The following is a 14,420-nucleotide window of genomic DNA, read 5'->3' on the forward strand; positions in this document are numbered from 1 at the left end:
TCAGGCGGACTCGGCGACCGCCTCCTCGGTGACGGCGGCCGGTGACGGGTTGCGGTGCACGCCGGTCAGCAGCAGCGCGGTCAATGCGACGAGGACACCGGCGGCCATCACGACGGCCATCGCGAGCTCGTCGTTGCCCAGCACCCCGACCACCGGCGCGATCGCCGCTCCCATCCCGAACTGCACGGCGCCGAGCAGCGCTGCGGCGGTGCCCGCGGCATCGGGGTGGCGCATCAGAGCGACTGCGGGCGCGTTCGGGATCACCAGGCCCATCGCGGCCAGGATGGCCCACACGGGGATCACGAAACCGAACAGCCCGCCGACGTGCGCGGCGGCCAGCGCGACGAACACCGCGCCGGACACCGAAGCCGCGACCAGCGCCCACAGCATGATCTGCTGCGGGGTGAACCTTTTGAGCAGTACGACGTTGCACTGGGTGGTGCCGATCAGCGCGATCGCACCGGCGCCGAACACCAGCGCGAACGCGGTCTGTCCCAGGCCGAACCGGCCCTGCAGCACGAACGAGGCACCGGCGATGTAGGCGAACAGGCCCGACATGCCCAGCGCGCCGACCATCATCAGGATCACGAACCGCACGTCGCGGAGCAGTTCCAGGTACGTCATCGCGATGCCGCGCACCTTGAGCGGACGGCGGTGGTCGACCGGAAGTGTCTCGGGCAACCCCAGCACCGCCATCACCAGCAGCGCGCCGGCGATGACCACGAGCGCGGCGAACACCCAGTGCCACGAGCCGTGCAGCAGTACCGCGGCGCCCAGCGACGGCGCCAGCACCGGCGCGACACCCAGCACCAGCATCAACCTCGACATGACCGTCGCGGCGGCGTTGTCCTTGTAGAGGTCACCGACGACCGCGATCGCGACCACCATGCCGGCCGCGGCACCCATGCCCTGCAGTCCGCGGGCGATGCCGAGCACGGTGATGTTGGTCGCGAACAGGCACAGCAGCGAGGCGGCCATGTGCACCACGATGCCGGCGAACAGCGGCCTGCGGCGGCCCAGCGAGTCCGACAGCGGACCGATGACCAGCTGCCCGATCGCCAGGCCCGCCAGTGTGCCGGTCAGCGTGAGCTGGGTGACCGACGAGGACACCGAGAGCTCCTCACCGATCCTCGGCAGGGCCGGCAGATACATGTCGATGGTCAGCGGGCCCAACGCCACGAGTAGTCCGAGCACCACGATCATCCGGGTGCGGTTCGGCGGAGCTTCGAGCACGGTTTGCCTCACATCCACGTCCGGGGATATTGCCACTGTTTGGTTAGCGACACTTCCCAATAATTTCTTCCCCGGATCGCCGACCGAGACCGCGATCACATCCGGGCACGTGGCCGCCGTCGCCGTTCGTTGTCTACGCGTTAGCCTGAGATCAGGTTCACAGGGAGGACGCACCCATGAGTGCCAAGTCACGAGCCAAGAATCCGCCCGCGGTCGTCGACGAGGATCCGGGCGTCGCCGCCAAGGCGCTCTCCCAGATCATCGAGCGCGGAGCCCGCGTGCAGGGGCCGGCCGTCAAGGCCTACGTGGAGAGGTTGCGGCACAGCGATCCCGGAGCCGGCCCCGCCGAGATCATCGCCAGGCTGGACAAGCAGTACATGGCGACGGTGACGGCCAGCGGCGCGGCGGTCGGGTCCGCCGCCGCGTATCCCGGCATCGGCACCTTGGTCGCGATGTCGGCCGTGGCCGGCGAGACCGTGGTCTTCCTCGAGGCGACGGCGCTGTATGTGCTCGCCGTCGCCGAGGTGCACGGCATCCCCGCCGAACACCGCGAGCGCCGCCGCGCGCTCGTGCTGTCGGTGCTCGTCGGCGAGGACAGCAAGCGCGCGGTGGCCGACCTCATCGGTCCGCGTCGCACCAGCGGAGCGTGGGTGTCCGACGGCGCTGCGACGCTGCCGCTGCCTGCCCTGTCCACGCTGAACTCACGGCTGCTGCGGTATTTCGTCAAGCGCTACACGCTCAAGCGCGGCGCGTTGGCGTTCGGCAAGATGCTGCCCGTCGGGATCGGCGCCGTCGTCGGCGGTGTCGGCAACCGGTTGATGGGCAAGAGGATCGTCGGCAACGCGCACAAGGCGTTCGGCGAGCCGCCGACCCGCTGGCCCTCCCTGCTGCATCTGCTGCCCCCACAACGTTCGTAGCGCGCCCCGGCGGGCATCCGACTCGCCGCAGCCGGTCCTCGCTGCGTGACCGCAATGACCATAAGTACGTTGCCTGGTCGGGTCGGTGACGGAAGCGCTAGCCTTGAGGCGGCTGAAACGCGGGTAACCGCACACCGGGTCGAAAAGGGGTGGCCGGCTGCCGCGGGGTGCTGGCCCGAAGCGAAGAATTGAGGCGAAAAGCAGCCGTGAGCTCACCTTCACCATTCGGTCAGAACGAGTGGTTGGTCGAAGAGATGTACCGCAAGTTCCGCGAGGATCCGTCATCGGTTGACCCGAGTTGGCACGAGTTCCTCGTCGACTACTCTCCCGAGCCCATGCACGACGCTCCCGCCCCCGGCGGAAGCGGGTCGTCTGTCGGCAGCAACGGCAGGCCGACCGCTCCCCCGGAGCCCGCGCCGGCTCCGGCGCCGGAAACCGCCAACGGTCGGCAGCCGACCAGGACCGACACACCCAAGCCCAGCGACAAAGCGAAGACCAAACCCGCGGACAAGACCCCCGCCAAGAGCGACACCAAACCCACGGACAAAGCCCCCGCGAAGTCGGGCACCGGGACCGACAGGACCGACCGGACCGACAAGTCCGACGCCAAATCCTCGCCCGCGCCGAAGCCCAAGGCCGCGGCCACCTCCGGGGACGACGAGACCCAGGTCCTGCGCGGCGCCGCCGCGGCCGTGGCCAAGAACATGTCCGCCTCGCTGGAGGTCCCGACCGCGACGAGCGTGCGCGCCATCCCGGCCAAGGCGATGATCGACAACCGCATCGTCATCAACAACCACCTCAAGCGCACGCGCGGCGGCAAGATCTCGTTCACCCACCTGCTGGGCTACGCGATCGTGCAGGCGGTCAAGAAGTTCCCGAACATGAATCGGCATTTCGCCGAGACCGACGGCAAGCCGACTGCCGTCACACCCGCGCACACCAACCTGGGCCTGGCCATCGACCTGCAGGGCAAGGACGGTAAGCGCTCCCTGGTCGTCGCCGCGATCAAGAACACCGAGAATATGCACTTCGGGCAGTTCATCGCCGCCTACGAGGACGTCGTGCGGCGTGCCCGCGACGGCAAGCTCACCGCCGAAGACTTTGCGGGCGTGACGATTTCGCTGACCAACCCCGGCACCATCGGCACCGTGCACTCGGTGCCGCGCCTGATGCAGGGCCAGGGTGCGATCATCGGCGCGGGCGCGATGGAGTACCCGGCCGAGTTCCAGGGCGCGAGCGAGGAGCGCATCGCCGAGCTGGGCGTCGGCAAGCTGATGACGCTGACGTCGACCTACGACCACCGCATCATCCAGGGCGCCGAATCGGGCGACTTCCTGCGCACGATCCACCAGCTGCTGCTCGACGACGAGTTCTACGACGAGATCTTCCGCGCTCTGGGCATCCCCTACGAGCCCGTCCGCTGGCGTATCGACAACCCGGACTCCATCGAGGACAAGAACGCCCGCGTCATCGAGCTGATCGCGGCCTACCGCAACCGCGGCCACCTGATGGCCGACATCGACCCGCTGCGGCTGGACAAGACCCGATTCCGCAGCCACCCCGACCTCGACGTCAACACTCACGGCCTGACCCTGTGGGACCTCGACCGCGAGTTCAAGGTGAACGGCTTCGCCGGGGCGACCCACAAGAAGCTGCGCGACATCCTCGGCCTGCTGCGGGACGCCTACTGCCGCCACATCGGCGTGGAGTACACCCACATCCTCGAGCCCGAGCAGCAGCAGTGGTTGCAGGAGCGCATCGAGGTCAAGCACGAGAAGCCGACGGTTGCCGAGCAGAAGTACATCCTGAGCAAGCTCAACGCCGCCGAGGCGTTCGAGACCTTCCTGCAGACCAAATACGTTGGGCAGAAACGGTTCTCGCTAGAGGGCGCCGAAACCGTCATCCCGATGATGGATGCGGCCATCGACCAGTGTGCCGAGCACGGACTCGACGAGGTCGTGATCGGGATGCCGCACCGCGGCCGGCTCAACGTGCTGGCCAACATCGTCGGCAAGCCGTACTCCCAGATCTTCACCGAGTTCGAGGGCAACCTGAACCCGTCGCAGGCGCACGGCTCCGGCGATGTGAAGTACCACCTCGGCGCCAACGGCACCTACATCCAGATGTTCGGAGACAACGACATCGACGTCTCGCTGGTGGCCAACCCCAGCCACCTCGAAGCCGTCGCCCCGGTGCTGGAGGGCATCGTCCGCGCCAAGCAGGACCTGATGAACGTCGGCGAGGAGGTCGACGGCACCGAGCAGTTCTCGGTCGTGCCGATGATGCTGCACGGCGACGCCGCGTTCGCCGGGCAGGGCGTGGTCGCCGAGACGCTGAACCTGGCGCTGCTACGCGGCTACCGCACCGGCGGCACGCTCCACATCATCGTCAACAACCAGATCGGCTTCACCACCTCGCCGAGCGACTCCCGCTCCTCGGAGTACTGCACGGACGTCGCGAAGATGATCGGCGCGCCGATCTTCCACGTCAACGGCGACGACCCCGAAGCCGCGGTGTGGGTGGCCAAGCTGGCCGTCGATTTCCGGCAGAAGTTCAAGAAGGACGTCGTCATCGACATGTTGTGCTACCGCAGGCGTGGCCACAACGAGGGCGACGACCCGTCGATGACCCAGCCGAACATGTACGACGTGATCGACACCAAGCGCGGTGTCCGCAAGTCCTACACCGAGGCGCTGATCGGCCGCGGCGACATCTCGATGAAGGAAGCCGAAGACGCGCTGCGCGACTACCAGGGCCAGCTCGAGCGGGTGTTCAACGAGGTCCGTGAGCTGGAGAAACACACGATCGCTCCGAGTGAGTCCGTGGAGTCCGACCAGATGGTGCCCGCCGGCATGACCACGGCCGTCGACAAGTCCCTGCTGGCCCGCATCGGTGACGCGCACCTGGCGTTCGGCGACGACTTCAACGTGCATCCGCGCGTCAAGCCGGTGCTGGAGAAGCGCCGGGAGATGGCCTACGAGGGCAAGGTCGACTGGGCGTTCGCCGAGCTGCTGGCGCTGGGCTCGTTCCTGGCCGAGGGCAAGACCATCCGGCTGACCGGCCAGGACACGCGGCGCGGCACGTTCACCCAGCGTCACTCGGTGATCATCGACCGCAAGACCGGCCGGGAGTTCACGCCGCTGGAGCTGCTGACCGTCGATGCCGACGGCAACCCGACGGGCGGCCGGTTCATGGTCTACGACTCGGCGCTGTCGGAGTACGCGGCCGTCGGTTTCGAGTACGGCTACTCCGTCGGCAACCCCGACGCGCTGGTGCTGTGGGAGGCCCAGTTCGGCGACTTCGTCAACGGTGCGCAGTCGATCATCGACGAGTTCATCTCCTCCGGCGAGGCCAAGTGGGGCCAGCTCTCCGACGTGGTGCTGCTCCTGCCGCACGGCCACGAGGGCCAGGGACCTGACCACACGTCGGGCCGCATCGAGCGGTTCCTGCAGCTGTGGGCCGAAGGGTCGATGACGATCGCGGTGCCCTCGACACCGGCGAACTACTTCCACCTGCTGCGCCGCCACGGCCTGGACGGGATCCGCCGCCCGCTGATCGTGTTCACGCCGAAGTCGATGCTGCGTAACAAGGCCGCCGTCAGCGACCTGCGGGACTTCACCGAGGCCAAGTTCCGGTCGGTGCTGGAGGAGCCCACCTACACCGAGGGCACCGGCGACCGGTCGAAGGTCAAGCGGCTGCTGCTGACCAGCGGAAAGCTGTACTACGAGCTGGCGGCCCGCAAGGCCAAGCAGGAGCGCGACGACGTGGCGATCGTGCGCCTGGAGCAGCTGGCACCACTGCCGAAGCGACGGCTGGCCGAGACTCTGGACCGGTACCCGAACATCGAGGAGAAGTTCTGGGTGCAGGAGGAGCCTGCCAACCAGGGCGCCTGGCCGACGCTGGGGTTGACGCTGCCCGAGGTGCTGCCGGAGAAGTTCGCCGGCATCAAGCGGATCTCACGGCGCGCGATGTCGGCGCCGTCGTCGGGTTCGTCGAAGGTGCACGCAGTCGAGCAGCAGGAGATCATCGACGAAGCGTTCGCGTAAGGACCGAGGGCCGCCTCCTGCCCCGGCGCGCTTCTTCCGGCGAGCGTGCGTGTTTGCAGCCGACACGCCGTGGATCGTGCGCACTTTGCGCACGGTCACGGTCGGCTGCGGGCGCGGCCGGACGGGCCGCCGATGTTCTCTCAGCGGAAGAACGAGAACGGCACACCGTCGGTGAGCGCATTGACCGCGCGCGGGCAGAAGATCTGAATGGCCAAGCCGGTGAACATGGTCGCGGGCCCCAGCGGGCGCCCGAGCGCGTCGGCGACGTCGGCCGCCACATTCGCCGCGTTCTGCCCCGGTTCGGCGAGCATCGGGCACACCGACTGGCCGACTCGCATCGCGGTGGCCGGATCGATGTCGCCGAGGCGGTAGTGCTGCAACGTCGACAGGAAGACGTCGTTCGCGGTGTCGGCGTGGACCGGGGCCGCGGTGAGCGTCGCGGCCGCGGCGGCCGACGCGCACAGCGCTGCGACGGCCGGGTAGGTCAACTTCATACCCGGACTGTCGTCGCGACGGCTCCGGTCATTACCGCCGTGACCCATTCCGCATCGGTACCCGCGGTACCGGTAAGCTCGCACCAACTCAACACGCGTAGAACACCACGAGGGAGTTGACATGGAGGGCTTTGCCGGAAAGGTCGTCGTCGTGACCGGCGCCGGATCGGGTATCGGTCAGGCGCTGGCGATCGAACTGGGGCGCTCCGGCGCGCACGTGGCGATCAGCGACGTCGACACCGAGGGCCTGGCGGTCACCGAGGAGCGGCTCAAGGCGATCGGCGCCCAGGTGAAGGCCGACCGCCTCAATGTGAGCGAACGCGAAGCGTTCCTGCTCTACGCCGACAGCGTCGCCGAGCACTTCGGCAAGGTCAACCAGATCTACAACAACGCCGGCATCGCGTTCACCGGCGACATCGAGGTCAGCCAGTTCAAGGACATGGAACGGGTGATGGACGTCGACTACTGGGGTGTGGTCAACGGCACCAAGGCGTTCCTGCCGCACCTGATCGCCTCCGGCGACGGACACGTCGTCAACGTCTCGAGCGTCTTCGGCCTGTTCTCGGTGCCCGGCCAGGCGGCGTACAACTCCGCGAAGTTCGCCGTTCGCGGCTTCACCGAAGCACTGCGTCAGGAGATGGCACTGGCCGGACATCCGGTCAAGGTGTCGTGTGTGCACCCCGGCGGCATCAAGACCGCGATCGCACGCAACGCCACCGCCGCCGAGGGGCTCGACGCCGAGGAACTGGCCAAGACCTTCGACAAGAAACTCGCCAGCACGACCCCGGAGAAAGCCGCCAAGATCATCCTCGACGGCGTGCGCAAGAACAAGGCCCGCATTTTGGTGGGCAACGACGCGAAGATGTTCGAGATCGTCATCCGCGTCGTCGGCGCCGGATACCAGAGCCTGTTCCCCAAGGCCGTGGCCCGGCTGACACCGAAGACGAGTAGCCCGCTCGCCCTCTCGAGCGTGCGGAGCCGGCGCGACGAGCGTGCGGAAAGTGCCTGATCTCGACGGCGTGTCCGCCGCAGACACGCACGGTCGCGGTGAGGGCCAGGCTCAGTTGCCGATGCCGAGTGGGTGGGCGTCGAGCCACTGCCCGGCCACCAGACCCGGCTCGGTGCCCTCGGCGACCATGCGTCGCATGTCCGCCAGCGAACCGGTGTCCAGCACACCGGCGATCTCGTTGAGTGCCAGCACCTGAGACTCGGTCAGCTCGTTGCGCCGATACAGCGGGACCAGGTTCTCGGCGCGGATCAACGCCGTCTTGTCCGACAGCACCACGACCTGCGAGGGCACATCGGGAGCCGCCGTCGTCGTCCACGCCGCGTCGATCTGCCCGGCCCGGAGCGCGGCGAACATGGCGTCGTCGTCGGCGAAGGACCGCGCCGGTGCCAAGGAGCACGTCCCCACCGTCGACGGGTGCGGCACCGCGGCGACCGCGCCGAGCGAGATTCCCTCGCAGCGGCGGGCCATCGCGCCGACGTCGCGACCGCCCCAGTCGTCCGCCGTCTGTTCGGTGACCGCCACGGCCGGCTTGTCCTCGGCCGAGGTGGTGTAGTCACCGGCGGCGACCCCCTCGGGCAGCACCGACAACAGAGTGCGGTAGACCTGCACATCCGACCGCGCCGCGGAGTCGGGCGCGAACCGCGCCAGCAGCGTTCCGGTGAACCCGGGAGCCACCTGCACCTCGTCCCGGTCGAGCGATTCGAGCGGGTCATCGGCCACCGTCACGTGTGCCGGGTTCCCGTAATAACGCAGCGCCGCCGCATACAGGTGGGCGATCAGCTGCGATTCCGGATCGGCCGGCGAGCCGACCGGGATCGACGGGGGCGACGACTGGCCACCGCACCCGGCCAGTATCCCACCGGCCATCACCACGGCCGCCAGCCGCAGCAAGGGGCCCCGAAAACTGTTGCGGCTCAGTCGACTAGTCCTCAGAGGCGGCGGCAACCGCGGCGGCCACCGCGGGGCCCACCCGCGGATCCAGTGCGCTCGGGACGATATGGTCGACGGCGAGATCGTCGCCGACGACCGAGAAGATCGCCTCGGCCGCAGCGACCTTCATCTTCTCGGTGATGCGCCGGGCGCCGGCATCCAGCGCCCCACGGAACACCCCGGGGAAAGCCAGCACGTTGTTGATCTGGTTCGGGAAATCGCTGCGGCCGGTCGCCACCACGGCCGCGTATTTGCGGGCTGCGTCCGGATGGATCTCGGGATCGGGATTCGACAGTGCGAACACGATCCCGTTGGGCGCCATCGTCGCGATGATGTTCTCCGTGACCAGACCCGCCGACAGACCAAGGAACATGTCGGCGCCGTCGAGCGCCTCGGCGATCCCCCCGGTACGGCCGGCCGGGTTGGTGCGCTCGGCAAGCGCGGCCTTGAACGGGTTCAGGTCGTCACGGCCGGTGTGGACGATTCCCTTGGAATCGAGCACCGTGACATCGGCGATGCCCTTGGCCAGCAGGATGTTCGCGCACGCCACCCCGGCGGCGCCGGCACCGGAGATCACCACGCGCAGCGTATTCATGTCGCGGTCGAGCACCTTCGCCGCACCGTGCAGCGCGGCGAGCACCACGATCGCGGTGCCGTGCTGGTCGTCGTGCATCACCGGGCAATCCAGGGCCTCGATGACACGCCGCTCGATCTCGAAACAGCGCGGGGCGGAGATGTCCTCCAGATTCACCGCGCCGAAGCTGGGCCGCAGCCGGATCAGCGTCTCGACGATCTCGTCGGGATCGTTGGTGTCCAGCACGATCGGGATCGAGTCCAGCCCGCCGAACGTCTTGAACAGGGCGCTCTTGCCCTCCATCACCGGCAGCGACGCCGCCGCACCGATGTCCCCGAGTCCCAGCACCGCGCTGCCGTCACTGACGACCGCGACCAGCCGGTTCGCCCACGTGTACTTCGCGGCCAGCGTCTTGTCCGCCGCGATCGCCCGGCTGACCTGGGCCACACCCGGGGTGTATGCGATCGACAGCGCCCGCTGGGTGTCCAGCGGCGACTTCAGTTCGACCGAGAGCTTGCCGCCCTCGTGAGCCTCGAAGATCTCGCTGTCCTCGATGACGACCTGCGGCGTGCGCTCGACCGATCCCACTGATTCCGACACGGGCGTCAGGGTAGTCCACCCCGTGAACTCACCGGAACGGGTTCCCCCGCGGTGAGGCCGACGGCGCAGCACCGGCGCGTACGATTCTCGCCGGTGCCCGAAGGGCAGGTCCGAGCCCTGCGCCCTGACGAGGGGAGGTCGCACATGCCGGCGTTCCGTGCGTTGCCGCCGTCGATGGGCCGTCCTACCGGCAAGGCGCGCGGTGCAGGTCAGGACGGTCCGGACGCGAGACGAATCCACCTCCCGGTTTCGCAGGCGATGGTCGACTGCGGCGTCTACTCCGAAGGCCAGCGGTTGCCCGGCAAGTACACCCACGCCGCCGCGCTGGCCAAGGTGCACGACCTCGAAGCCGAAGGGAAAGCGGCCTTCGTCTGGATCGGTCTGCACGAACCCGACGAACAACAGATGCAGACCGTCGCCGACGTCTTCGGCCTGCACGAACTGGCCGTCGAGGACGCCGTACACGCCCACCAGCGCCCGAAACTCGAGCGCTACGACGACATGCTGTTTTTGGTCCTCAAGACCGTCACCTATGTCGAGCACGACTCGATGGCCAAGGCCCGGGAGATCGTCGAGACCGGCGAGGTCATGATCTTCGTCGGCAAGGACTACGTCGTCACCGTGCGCCACGGTGAACACGGCGGGCTCGCGGGGGTGCGCAAACGCCTGGAGAGCTCACCGGCGAATCTGAGGCTCGGCCCGCACGCGGTGATGCACGCGATCGCCGATCAGGTCGTCGACACCTACCTCGACGTGACCGATCTGATCGAGAACGACATCGACGCCATGGAAGAGGACATCTTCTCGCCGCAGGCGCGCACCGACATCGAGAGCATCTACCTGCTCAAACGTGAGGTCGTCGAACTGCGGCGGGCCGTCAGCCCGCTGGCCACCGATCTGCAGAGCATCGGCAGCGACCACGCCGACCTGGTCGACGCCGAGATCCGCCGCTACATGCGCGACGTCCTCGACCACACCATCAAAGCCGCCGACCGCATCGCCAGCTTCGACGAGATGCTGAGCTCGATGGTGCAGGCCGCGCTCGGTAAAGTCGCGATGCAGCAGAACGTCGACATGCGCAAGATCTCGGCCTGGGTCGCCATCGCCGCCGTACCCACCGCGATGGCCGGCATCTACGGCATGAACTTCGATGCGATGCCTGAATTGCACTGGGAATTCGGCTATCCGATGATCCTGCTGGTGATGGCCACGGTGTGCGTGCTGCTGTACCGCAACTTCCGGCGCAACAACTGGCTCTGATTCTCGTCGAAATCGCATTCCACGCGCAGAATCTCGCGGTGATCCCGCGCTGACTGCAATCTCGGCCGAATCAGGGGCGGCTCGCCGCTCAGGTTGGATTGGCGGCTCGCCGCTCAGGTTGGATTGGCGGCTCGCCGCCGTGGGTCCGTCGGATCGACCCCGTCCTGCACCCACGCCTCCCTCATCGCCTCCGCACCCTTGAGTCGCACCCACGCCGCCTCCGTCGGGGTGATCGGCACCGCCGAGAGCAGCGTCACCGGCGACAACGGCTCGGGCAACACGACGTCGTCGATATCGCTGTGGCCCAACAGAAATGCCGTGAACGGCGCACCTTCCCACAACGGCGTCTCGAGGTCGACCAGCGCGTCCGGCGCCAGAACCAGACCCTCGACCGCGGGGGCCGCCGCGACGATCGCGACCGAGCGCGACAACCCGGCAGGCGAGGGGCCGCGCAACGCGACCACGACCTCCGCACGGGGACCCTGCACCGGATCGGCCACCATGTCGGTCGGGTCGACCATCGGATGCCGCGAGCACCCCAGCGAAACATACTGCACCGCAGCGTCTCCCGGCCCGGCGAAGCGCAGCACGTCGATGCGTTCGGTGCCGAGGAAGGTGACGCTGGCAATGCCCGGCTCGGCGGTGATGCCGTTGCGGGCGAAGTGATCCCGCACATGCGCACGAACCAGGTCGAGAACCTCGGTCATGCGCGCACTTCCGGCAGGGACAGGTTGCTTCCGGTACGGGGATCGAACAGCTGCACGTTGGCCGGATTCAACGCCAGCTGCACGGTCGACCCGGGCTTGGCCGCCGAATGCACCGGAAACCGTGCGACGAACTCGTTCTCACCGGCCGCCGACTCCGCGGCGACCTCGGCCAGCTGCACCGCCTGCGCCGCGGGGCCGTCTACCCCGAAGTAGACGTACTTGTCGGCGCCCAGCGTCTCCACCATCTCGACGGTGACCTCGAACACCAGGGCGCCGATCTTGGCATAGGCGTCGATGACGGCCGCGTCCTCGAGGTGTTCCGGACGGATCCCCGCGATCAGGTCATCGGCGAAGCGGTGATCCCTGAGCCGCTCGTAGACGGCTCCGGTCAACGGGATCTCACCGAAAGGCAACCGGATACCGAGCTCGGTCAGCGCGGCCGGGAAGAAGTTCATCGCCGGGGAACCGATGAACCCCGCCACGAAAAGGTTGACAGGTGAGCGGTACAACTCCTCGGGGGTGCCGATCTGCTGCACAGCGCCACTCGACATCACCACCACCCGGTCACCGAGCGTCATGGCCTCGGTCTGGTCATGGGTCACATAGAGCGTCGTCGTCCCGAGCCGCTTCTGCAGACGCGCGATCTCGGTGCGCATCTGCCCCCTCAGCTTCGCATCGAGATTCGACAACGGCTCGTCCAGCAGGAAGGCCTTGGGATTCCGTACGATGGCGCGCCCCATCGCGACCCGCTGGCGCTGACCCCCCGAGAGCTGGCTCGGCTTACGGTCCAGCACGGCAGTCAGGTCAAGGGTTTTCGCCGTCTGCTCGACCTTCTGCGCGATCTCGTACCTGTTCAGCTTGGCCAGGGTCAGCGGGAACGCGATGTTCTCGCCCACCGTCATGTGCGGGTAGAGAGCATACGACTGGAACACCATCGCGATGTCGCGGTCTTTGACCGACCGCTCGTTGACCCGCTCACCGTCGATACGCAACTCGCCGGAGGTGATCTCTTCGAGTCCGGCGATCATGTTGAGCGTGGTGGACTTACCGCAACCCGACGGCCCGACCAGGATCACGAATTCGCCGTCGGCGACCGTGATCGACAGGTCGCGCACAGCCGCCGTGCCGTCGGGGTAACTCTTGGTCACCCCGTCCAAAACGATCTCAGCCATCGGCTCCCTCTCACCGCACGGGCCCGGGCATCACACCGATACCCGCCCCTGCGACGGGATTGTCCCGCGGGGCAAAACTAGGGCCAACGCGTCGCCGAGTGCAACATCGTCACCGCAGGCCGCCGCGGTGCACGACGCAGGAGTCAGATGGTCAGGCGGGCGAGCAGATCCCGGCCGCGCTCGGCGTTCTGCGGGTCGCAGAGCACGTCGTAGCGTCCGGCCACCAGCTGCAGCGTCGAACTGAAATCTCTTGTCCCGCGCGCCATCGCATACGGGATCGCCGAGGTGATCAGGCCGAAGAACACACCGGCGATCAACCCGGTGACGAGCGCACTCCACGGGTTGGGGCTGAAGAACCCGAGAATCAAACCGATGAACAGGCCCAGCCAGGCGCCGGTGAGCACCCCGCCGCCGAGCACCTTCGGCCACGTCAACCGTCCTGTGACGCGCTCGACCTGCATCAGGTCCACGCCGACGATGGTGACCTGCTGGACCGGAAACTCTTGGTCGGACAGGTAGTCCACGGCGCGCTGCGCCTCCGCATAGGTGGGATACGAACCGATCGGCCAACCCTTGGGCGGGGTCGGAAGGCCTACCGGGCGACCACGTCCCGTGGCCGGGCCGCCGGGCGCCGCAGCGGGATTCTGTCCTGGCTGAAACGGGCTGGTCATCTCGTCACTCCTTCGCTACGCCCACGTAACGCTAGTCCCCTGATCAACGAGCGGCACCCCCGGAAGGTGCCGCCGCGGCGCTCACCTCGGGTTTCCCACGGCTAGGCTAGGTTGATCAGCATGACAAATTCGGACAACGACGCAGGCCGTAGCGAATCGTCCGACTCCCCCACGGGAGGGTCCGAACCTTCCTCGGCCGGTTATGAAGCGCCTCCGATCGAGCACACCCAGGGCACCGCGGCCGAGCAGCCGCAGAACTACCCGCCGGCATACAACCCGCCGCCGGTCTCGGGGTACGACCAGCCTCCGGCGTACACGCCGACCACCGGCTACCCGCCGCCCGGGGGTTTCGCGGCGCCGGACTATCCGCCGCCCGCCGGTTACCCGCCGCCCTACCCCGACGCCGGCCCGCCCGCGCCCTACCCGGGCCCCGGCTACGCCCCACCGGGATACCCGCCCCCGGATTTCGGTGGCCCGTCCTACCCGCCGCCGCCGTACGGCGCCGTACCCGGCGGATATCCGCCCGCCGGCGGGTGGACCGGGGCCGAGTTCGGTTACGGGCCGCCGCCCCCGCAGGGCACCAACACCATGGCGATCGGCTCCCTGGTGGCCTCGTGCGTCGGCCTGTTCTGTTGCCTGGGGTCCATCGTCGGGATCGTGCTCGGCATCGTGGCGATGGGCCAGATCAAGCAGACCCACCAGGACGGCAACGGGCTGGCGATCGCCGGCATCGTCGTCGGTGTGCTCACCCTTCTGATCAGCGGCATCGCCACCCTGGCCATCATCGGCTCGGGCTCCTGACCCGCG

12 protein-coding genes are annotated in these 14,420 nt (G+C 67.9%); 5 read left to right on the forward strand and 7 right to left on the reverse strand.

Features of this window, described 5'->3' with window-relative positions:
• Complete coding sequence (locus tag KXD97_RS30415) at positions 1–1,269, reverse strand: multidrug effflux MFS transporter (RefSeq protein WP_396884615.1); 1,269 nt, start codon at positions 1,267–1,269, stop codon at positions 1–3.
• 140 nt (positions 1,270–1,409) lie between these two features.
• On the opposite strand from KXD97_RS30415, the gene KXD97_RS30420 reads away from it, so the two are divergent.
• A complete protein-coding gene (locus KXD97_RS30420) occupies positions 1,410–2,150 on the forward strand; it encodes a hypothetical protein (protein WP_260754712.1) in 741 nt (246 codons plus the stop codon).
• Positions 2,151–2,404: 254 nt separating this feature from the next.
• Positions 2,405–6,196: a multifunctional oxoglutarate decarboxylase/oxoglutarate dehydrogenase thiamine pyrophosphate-binding subunit/dihydrolipoyllysine-residue succinyltransferase subunit gene (locus KXD97_RS30425; protein WP_260758231.1), complete on the forward strand. Its 3,792-nt coding sequence runs from the start codon at positions 2,405–2,407 to the stop codon at positions 6,194–6,196.
• Positions 6,197–6,336: 140 nt separating this feature from the next.
• On the opposite strand, the gene KXD97_RS30430 is transcribed toward KXD97_RS30425, so the two are convergent.
• Positions 6,337–6,690, reverse strand: a complete 354-nt coding sequence (locus KXD97_RS30430; protein WP_260754713.1) for a DUF732 domain-containing protein — start codon at positions 6,688–6,690, stop codon at positions 6,337–6,339.
• Between the two features lie 121 nt (positions 6,691–6,811).
• Here KXD97_RS30430 and KXD97_RS30435 point away from each other — a divergent pair, with 121 nt between their 5' ends.
• Entirely contained in the window at positions 6,812–7,699 is an 888-nt protein-coding gene (locus KXD97_RS30435; RefSeq protein WP_260754714.1) for an SDR family oxidoreductase, read from the forward strand.
• A 51-nt stretch (positions 7,700–7,750) separates the two neighbouring features.
• On the opposite strand, the gene KXD97_RS30440 is transcribed toward KXD97_RS30435, so the two are convergent.
• A complete protein-coding gene (locus KXD97_RS30440) occupies positions 7,751–8,566 on the reverse strand; it encodes a glycine betaine ABC transporter substrate-binding protein (protein ID WP_260758232.1) in 816 nt (271 codons plus the stop codon).
• A 55-nt stretch (positions 8,567–8,621) separates the two neighbouring features.
• Positions 8,622–9,803, reverse strand: coding sequence for an NADP-dependent malic enzyme (locus KXD97_RS30445; protein ID WP_396884617.1), 1,182 nt, complete (start codon positions 9,801–9,803; stop codon positions 8,622–8,624).
• 144 nt (positions 9,804–9,947) lie between these two features.
• On the opposite strand from KXD97_RS30445, the gene corA reads away from it, so the two are divergent.
• Entirely contained in the window at positions 9,948–11,063 is a 1,116-nt protein-coding gene (gene corA / locus KXD97_RS30450; RefSeq protein ID WP_260754715.1) for a magnesium/cobalt transporter CorA, read from the forward strand.
• A 113-nt stretch (positions 11,064–11,176) separates the two neighbouring features.
• On the opposite strand, the gene KXD97_RS30455 is transcribed toward corA, so the two are convergent.
• The 3 genes from KXD97_RS30455 to KXD97_RS30465 form a co-directional block, all read right to left on the reverse strand.
• Positions 11,177–11,770: a suppressor of fused domain protein gene (locus KXD97_RS30455; RefSeq protein ID WP_260754716.1), complete on the reverse strand. Its 594-nt coding sequence runs from the start codon at positions 11,768–11,770 to the stop codon at positions 11,177–11,179.
• A complete protein-coding gene (locus tag KXD97_RS30460; RefSeq protein ID WP_260754717.1) occupies positions 11,767–12,942 on the reverse strand; it encodes an ABC transporter ATP-binding protein in 1,176 nt (391 codons plus the stop codon). The genes KXD97_RS30455 and KXD97_RS30460 overlap by 4 nt, the downstream gene beginning before the upstream one ends.
• A gap of 143 nt (positions 12,943–13,085) precedes the next feature.
• A complete protein-coding gene (locus KXD97_RS30465) occupies positions 13,086–13,613 on the reverse strand; it encodes a general stress protein (RefSeq protein WP_260754718.1) in 528 nt (175 codons plus the stop codon).
• Between the two features lie 120 nt (positions 13,614–13,733).
• Here KXD97_RS30465 and KXD97_RS30470 point away from each other — a divergent pair, with 120 nt between their 5' ends.
• Complete coding sequence (locus KXD97_RS30470) at positions 13,734–14,414, forward strand: DUF4190 domain-containing protein (RefSeq protein WP_260754719.1); 681 nt, start codon at positions 13,734–13,736, stop codon at positions 14,412–14,414.
• The last annotated feature ends 6 nt before the right edge of the window (positions 14,415–14,420 follow it).

The organism is Mycobacterium sp. SMC-8 (assembly GCF_025263565.1).
Taxonomy (GTDB): domain Bacteria; phylum Actinomycetota; class Actinomycetes; order Mycobacteriales; family Mycobacteriaceae; genus Mycobacterium.

Bases quoted from the DNA above. Each gene is read 5' to 3' on its own strand.
- KXD97_RS30420 (WP_260754712.1), top strand. From the start codon at position 1,410: ATGAGTGCCAAGTCACGAGCCAAGAATCCGCCCGCGGTCGTCGACGAG.
- KXD97_RS30425 (WP_260758231.1), top strand. From the start codon at position 2,405: ATGTACCGCAAGTTCCGCGAGGATCCGTCATCGGTTGACCCGAGTTGG.
- KXD97_RS30430 (WP_260754713.1), bottom strand. From the start codon at position 6,690: ATGAAGTTGACCTACCCGGCCGTCGCAGCGCTGTGCGCGTCGGCCGCC.
- KXD97_RS30435 (WP_260754714.1), top strand. From the start codon at position 6,812: ATGGAGGGCTTTGCCGGAAAGGTCGTCGTCGTGACCGGCGCCGGATCG.
- KXD97_RS30440 (WP_260758232.1), bottom strand. From the start codon at position 8,566: ATGGCCGGTGGGATACTGGCCGGGTGCGGTGGCCAGTCGTCGCCCCCG.
- corA (WP_260754715.1), top strand. From the start codon at position 9,948: ATGCCGGCGTTCCGTGCGTTGCCGCCGTCGATGGGCCGTCCTACCGGC.
- KXD97_RS30455 (WP_260754716.1), bottom strand. From the start codon at position 11,770: ATGACCGAGGTTCTCGACCTGGTTCGTGCGCATGTGCGGGATCACTTC.
- KXD97_RS30460 (WP_260754717.1), bottom strand. From the start codon at position 12,942: ATGGCTGAGATCGTTTTGGACGGGGTGACCAAGAGTTACCCCGACGGC.
- KXD97_RS30465 (WP_260754718.1), bottom strand. From the start codon at position 13,613: ATGACCAGCCCGTTTCAGCCAGGACAGAATCCCGCTGCGGCGCCCGGC.
- KXD97_RS30470 (WP_260754719.1), top strand. From the start codon at position 13,734: ATGACAAATTCGGACAACGACGCAGGCCGTAGCGAATCGTCCGACTCC.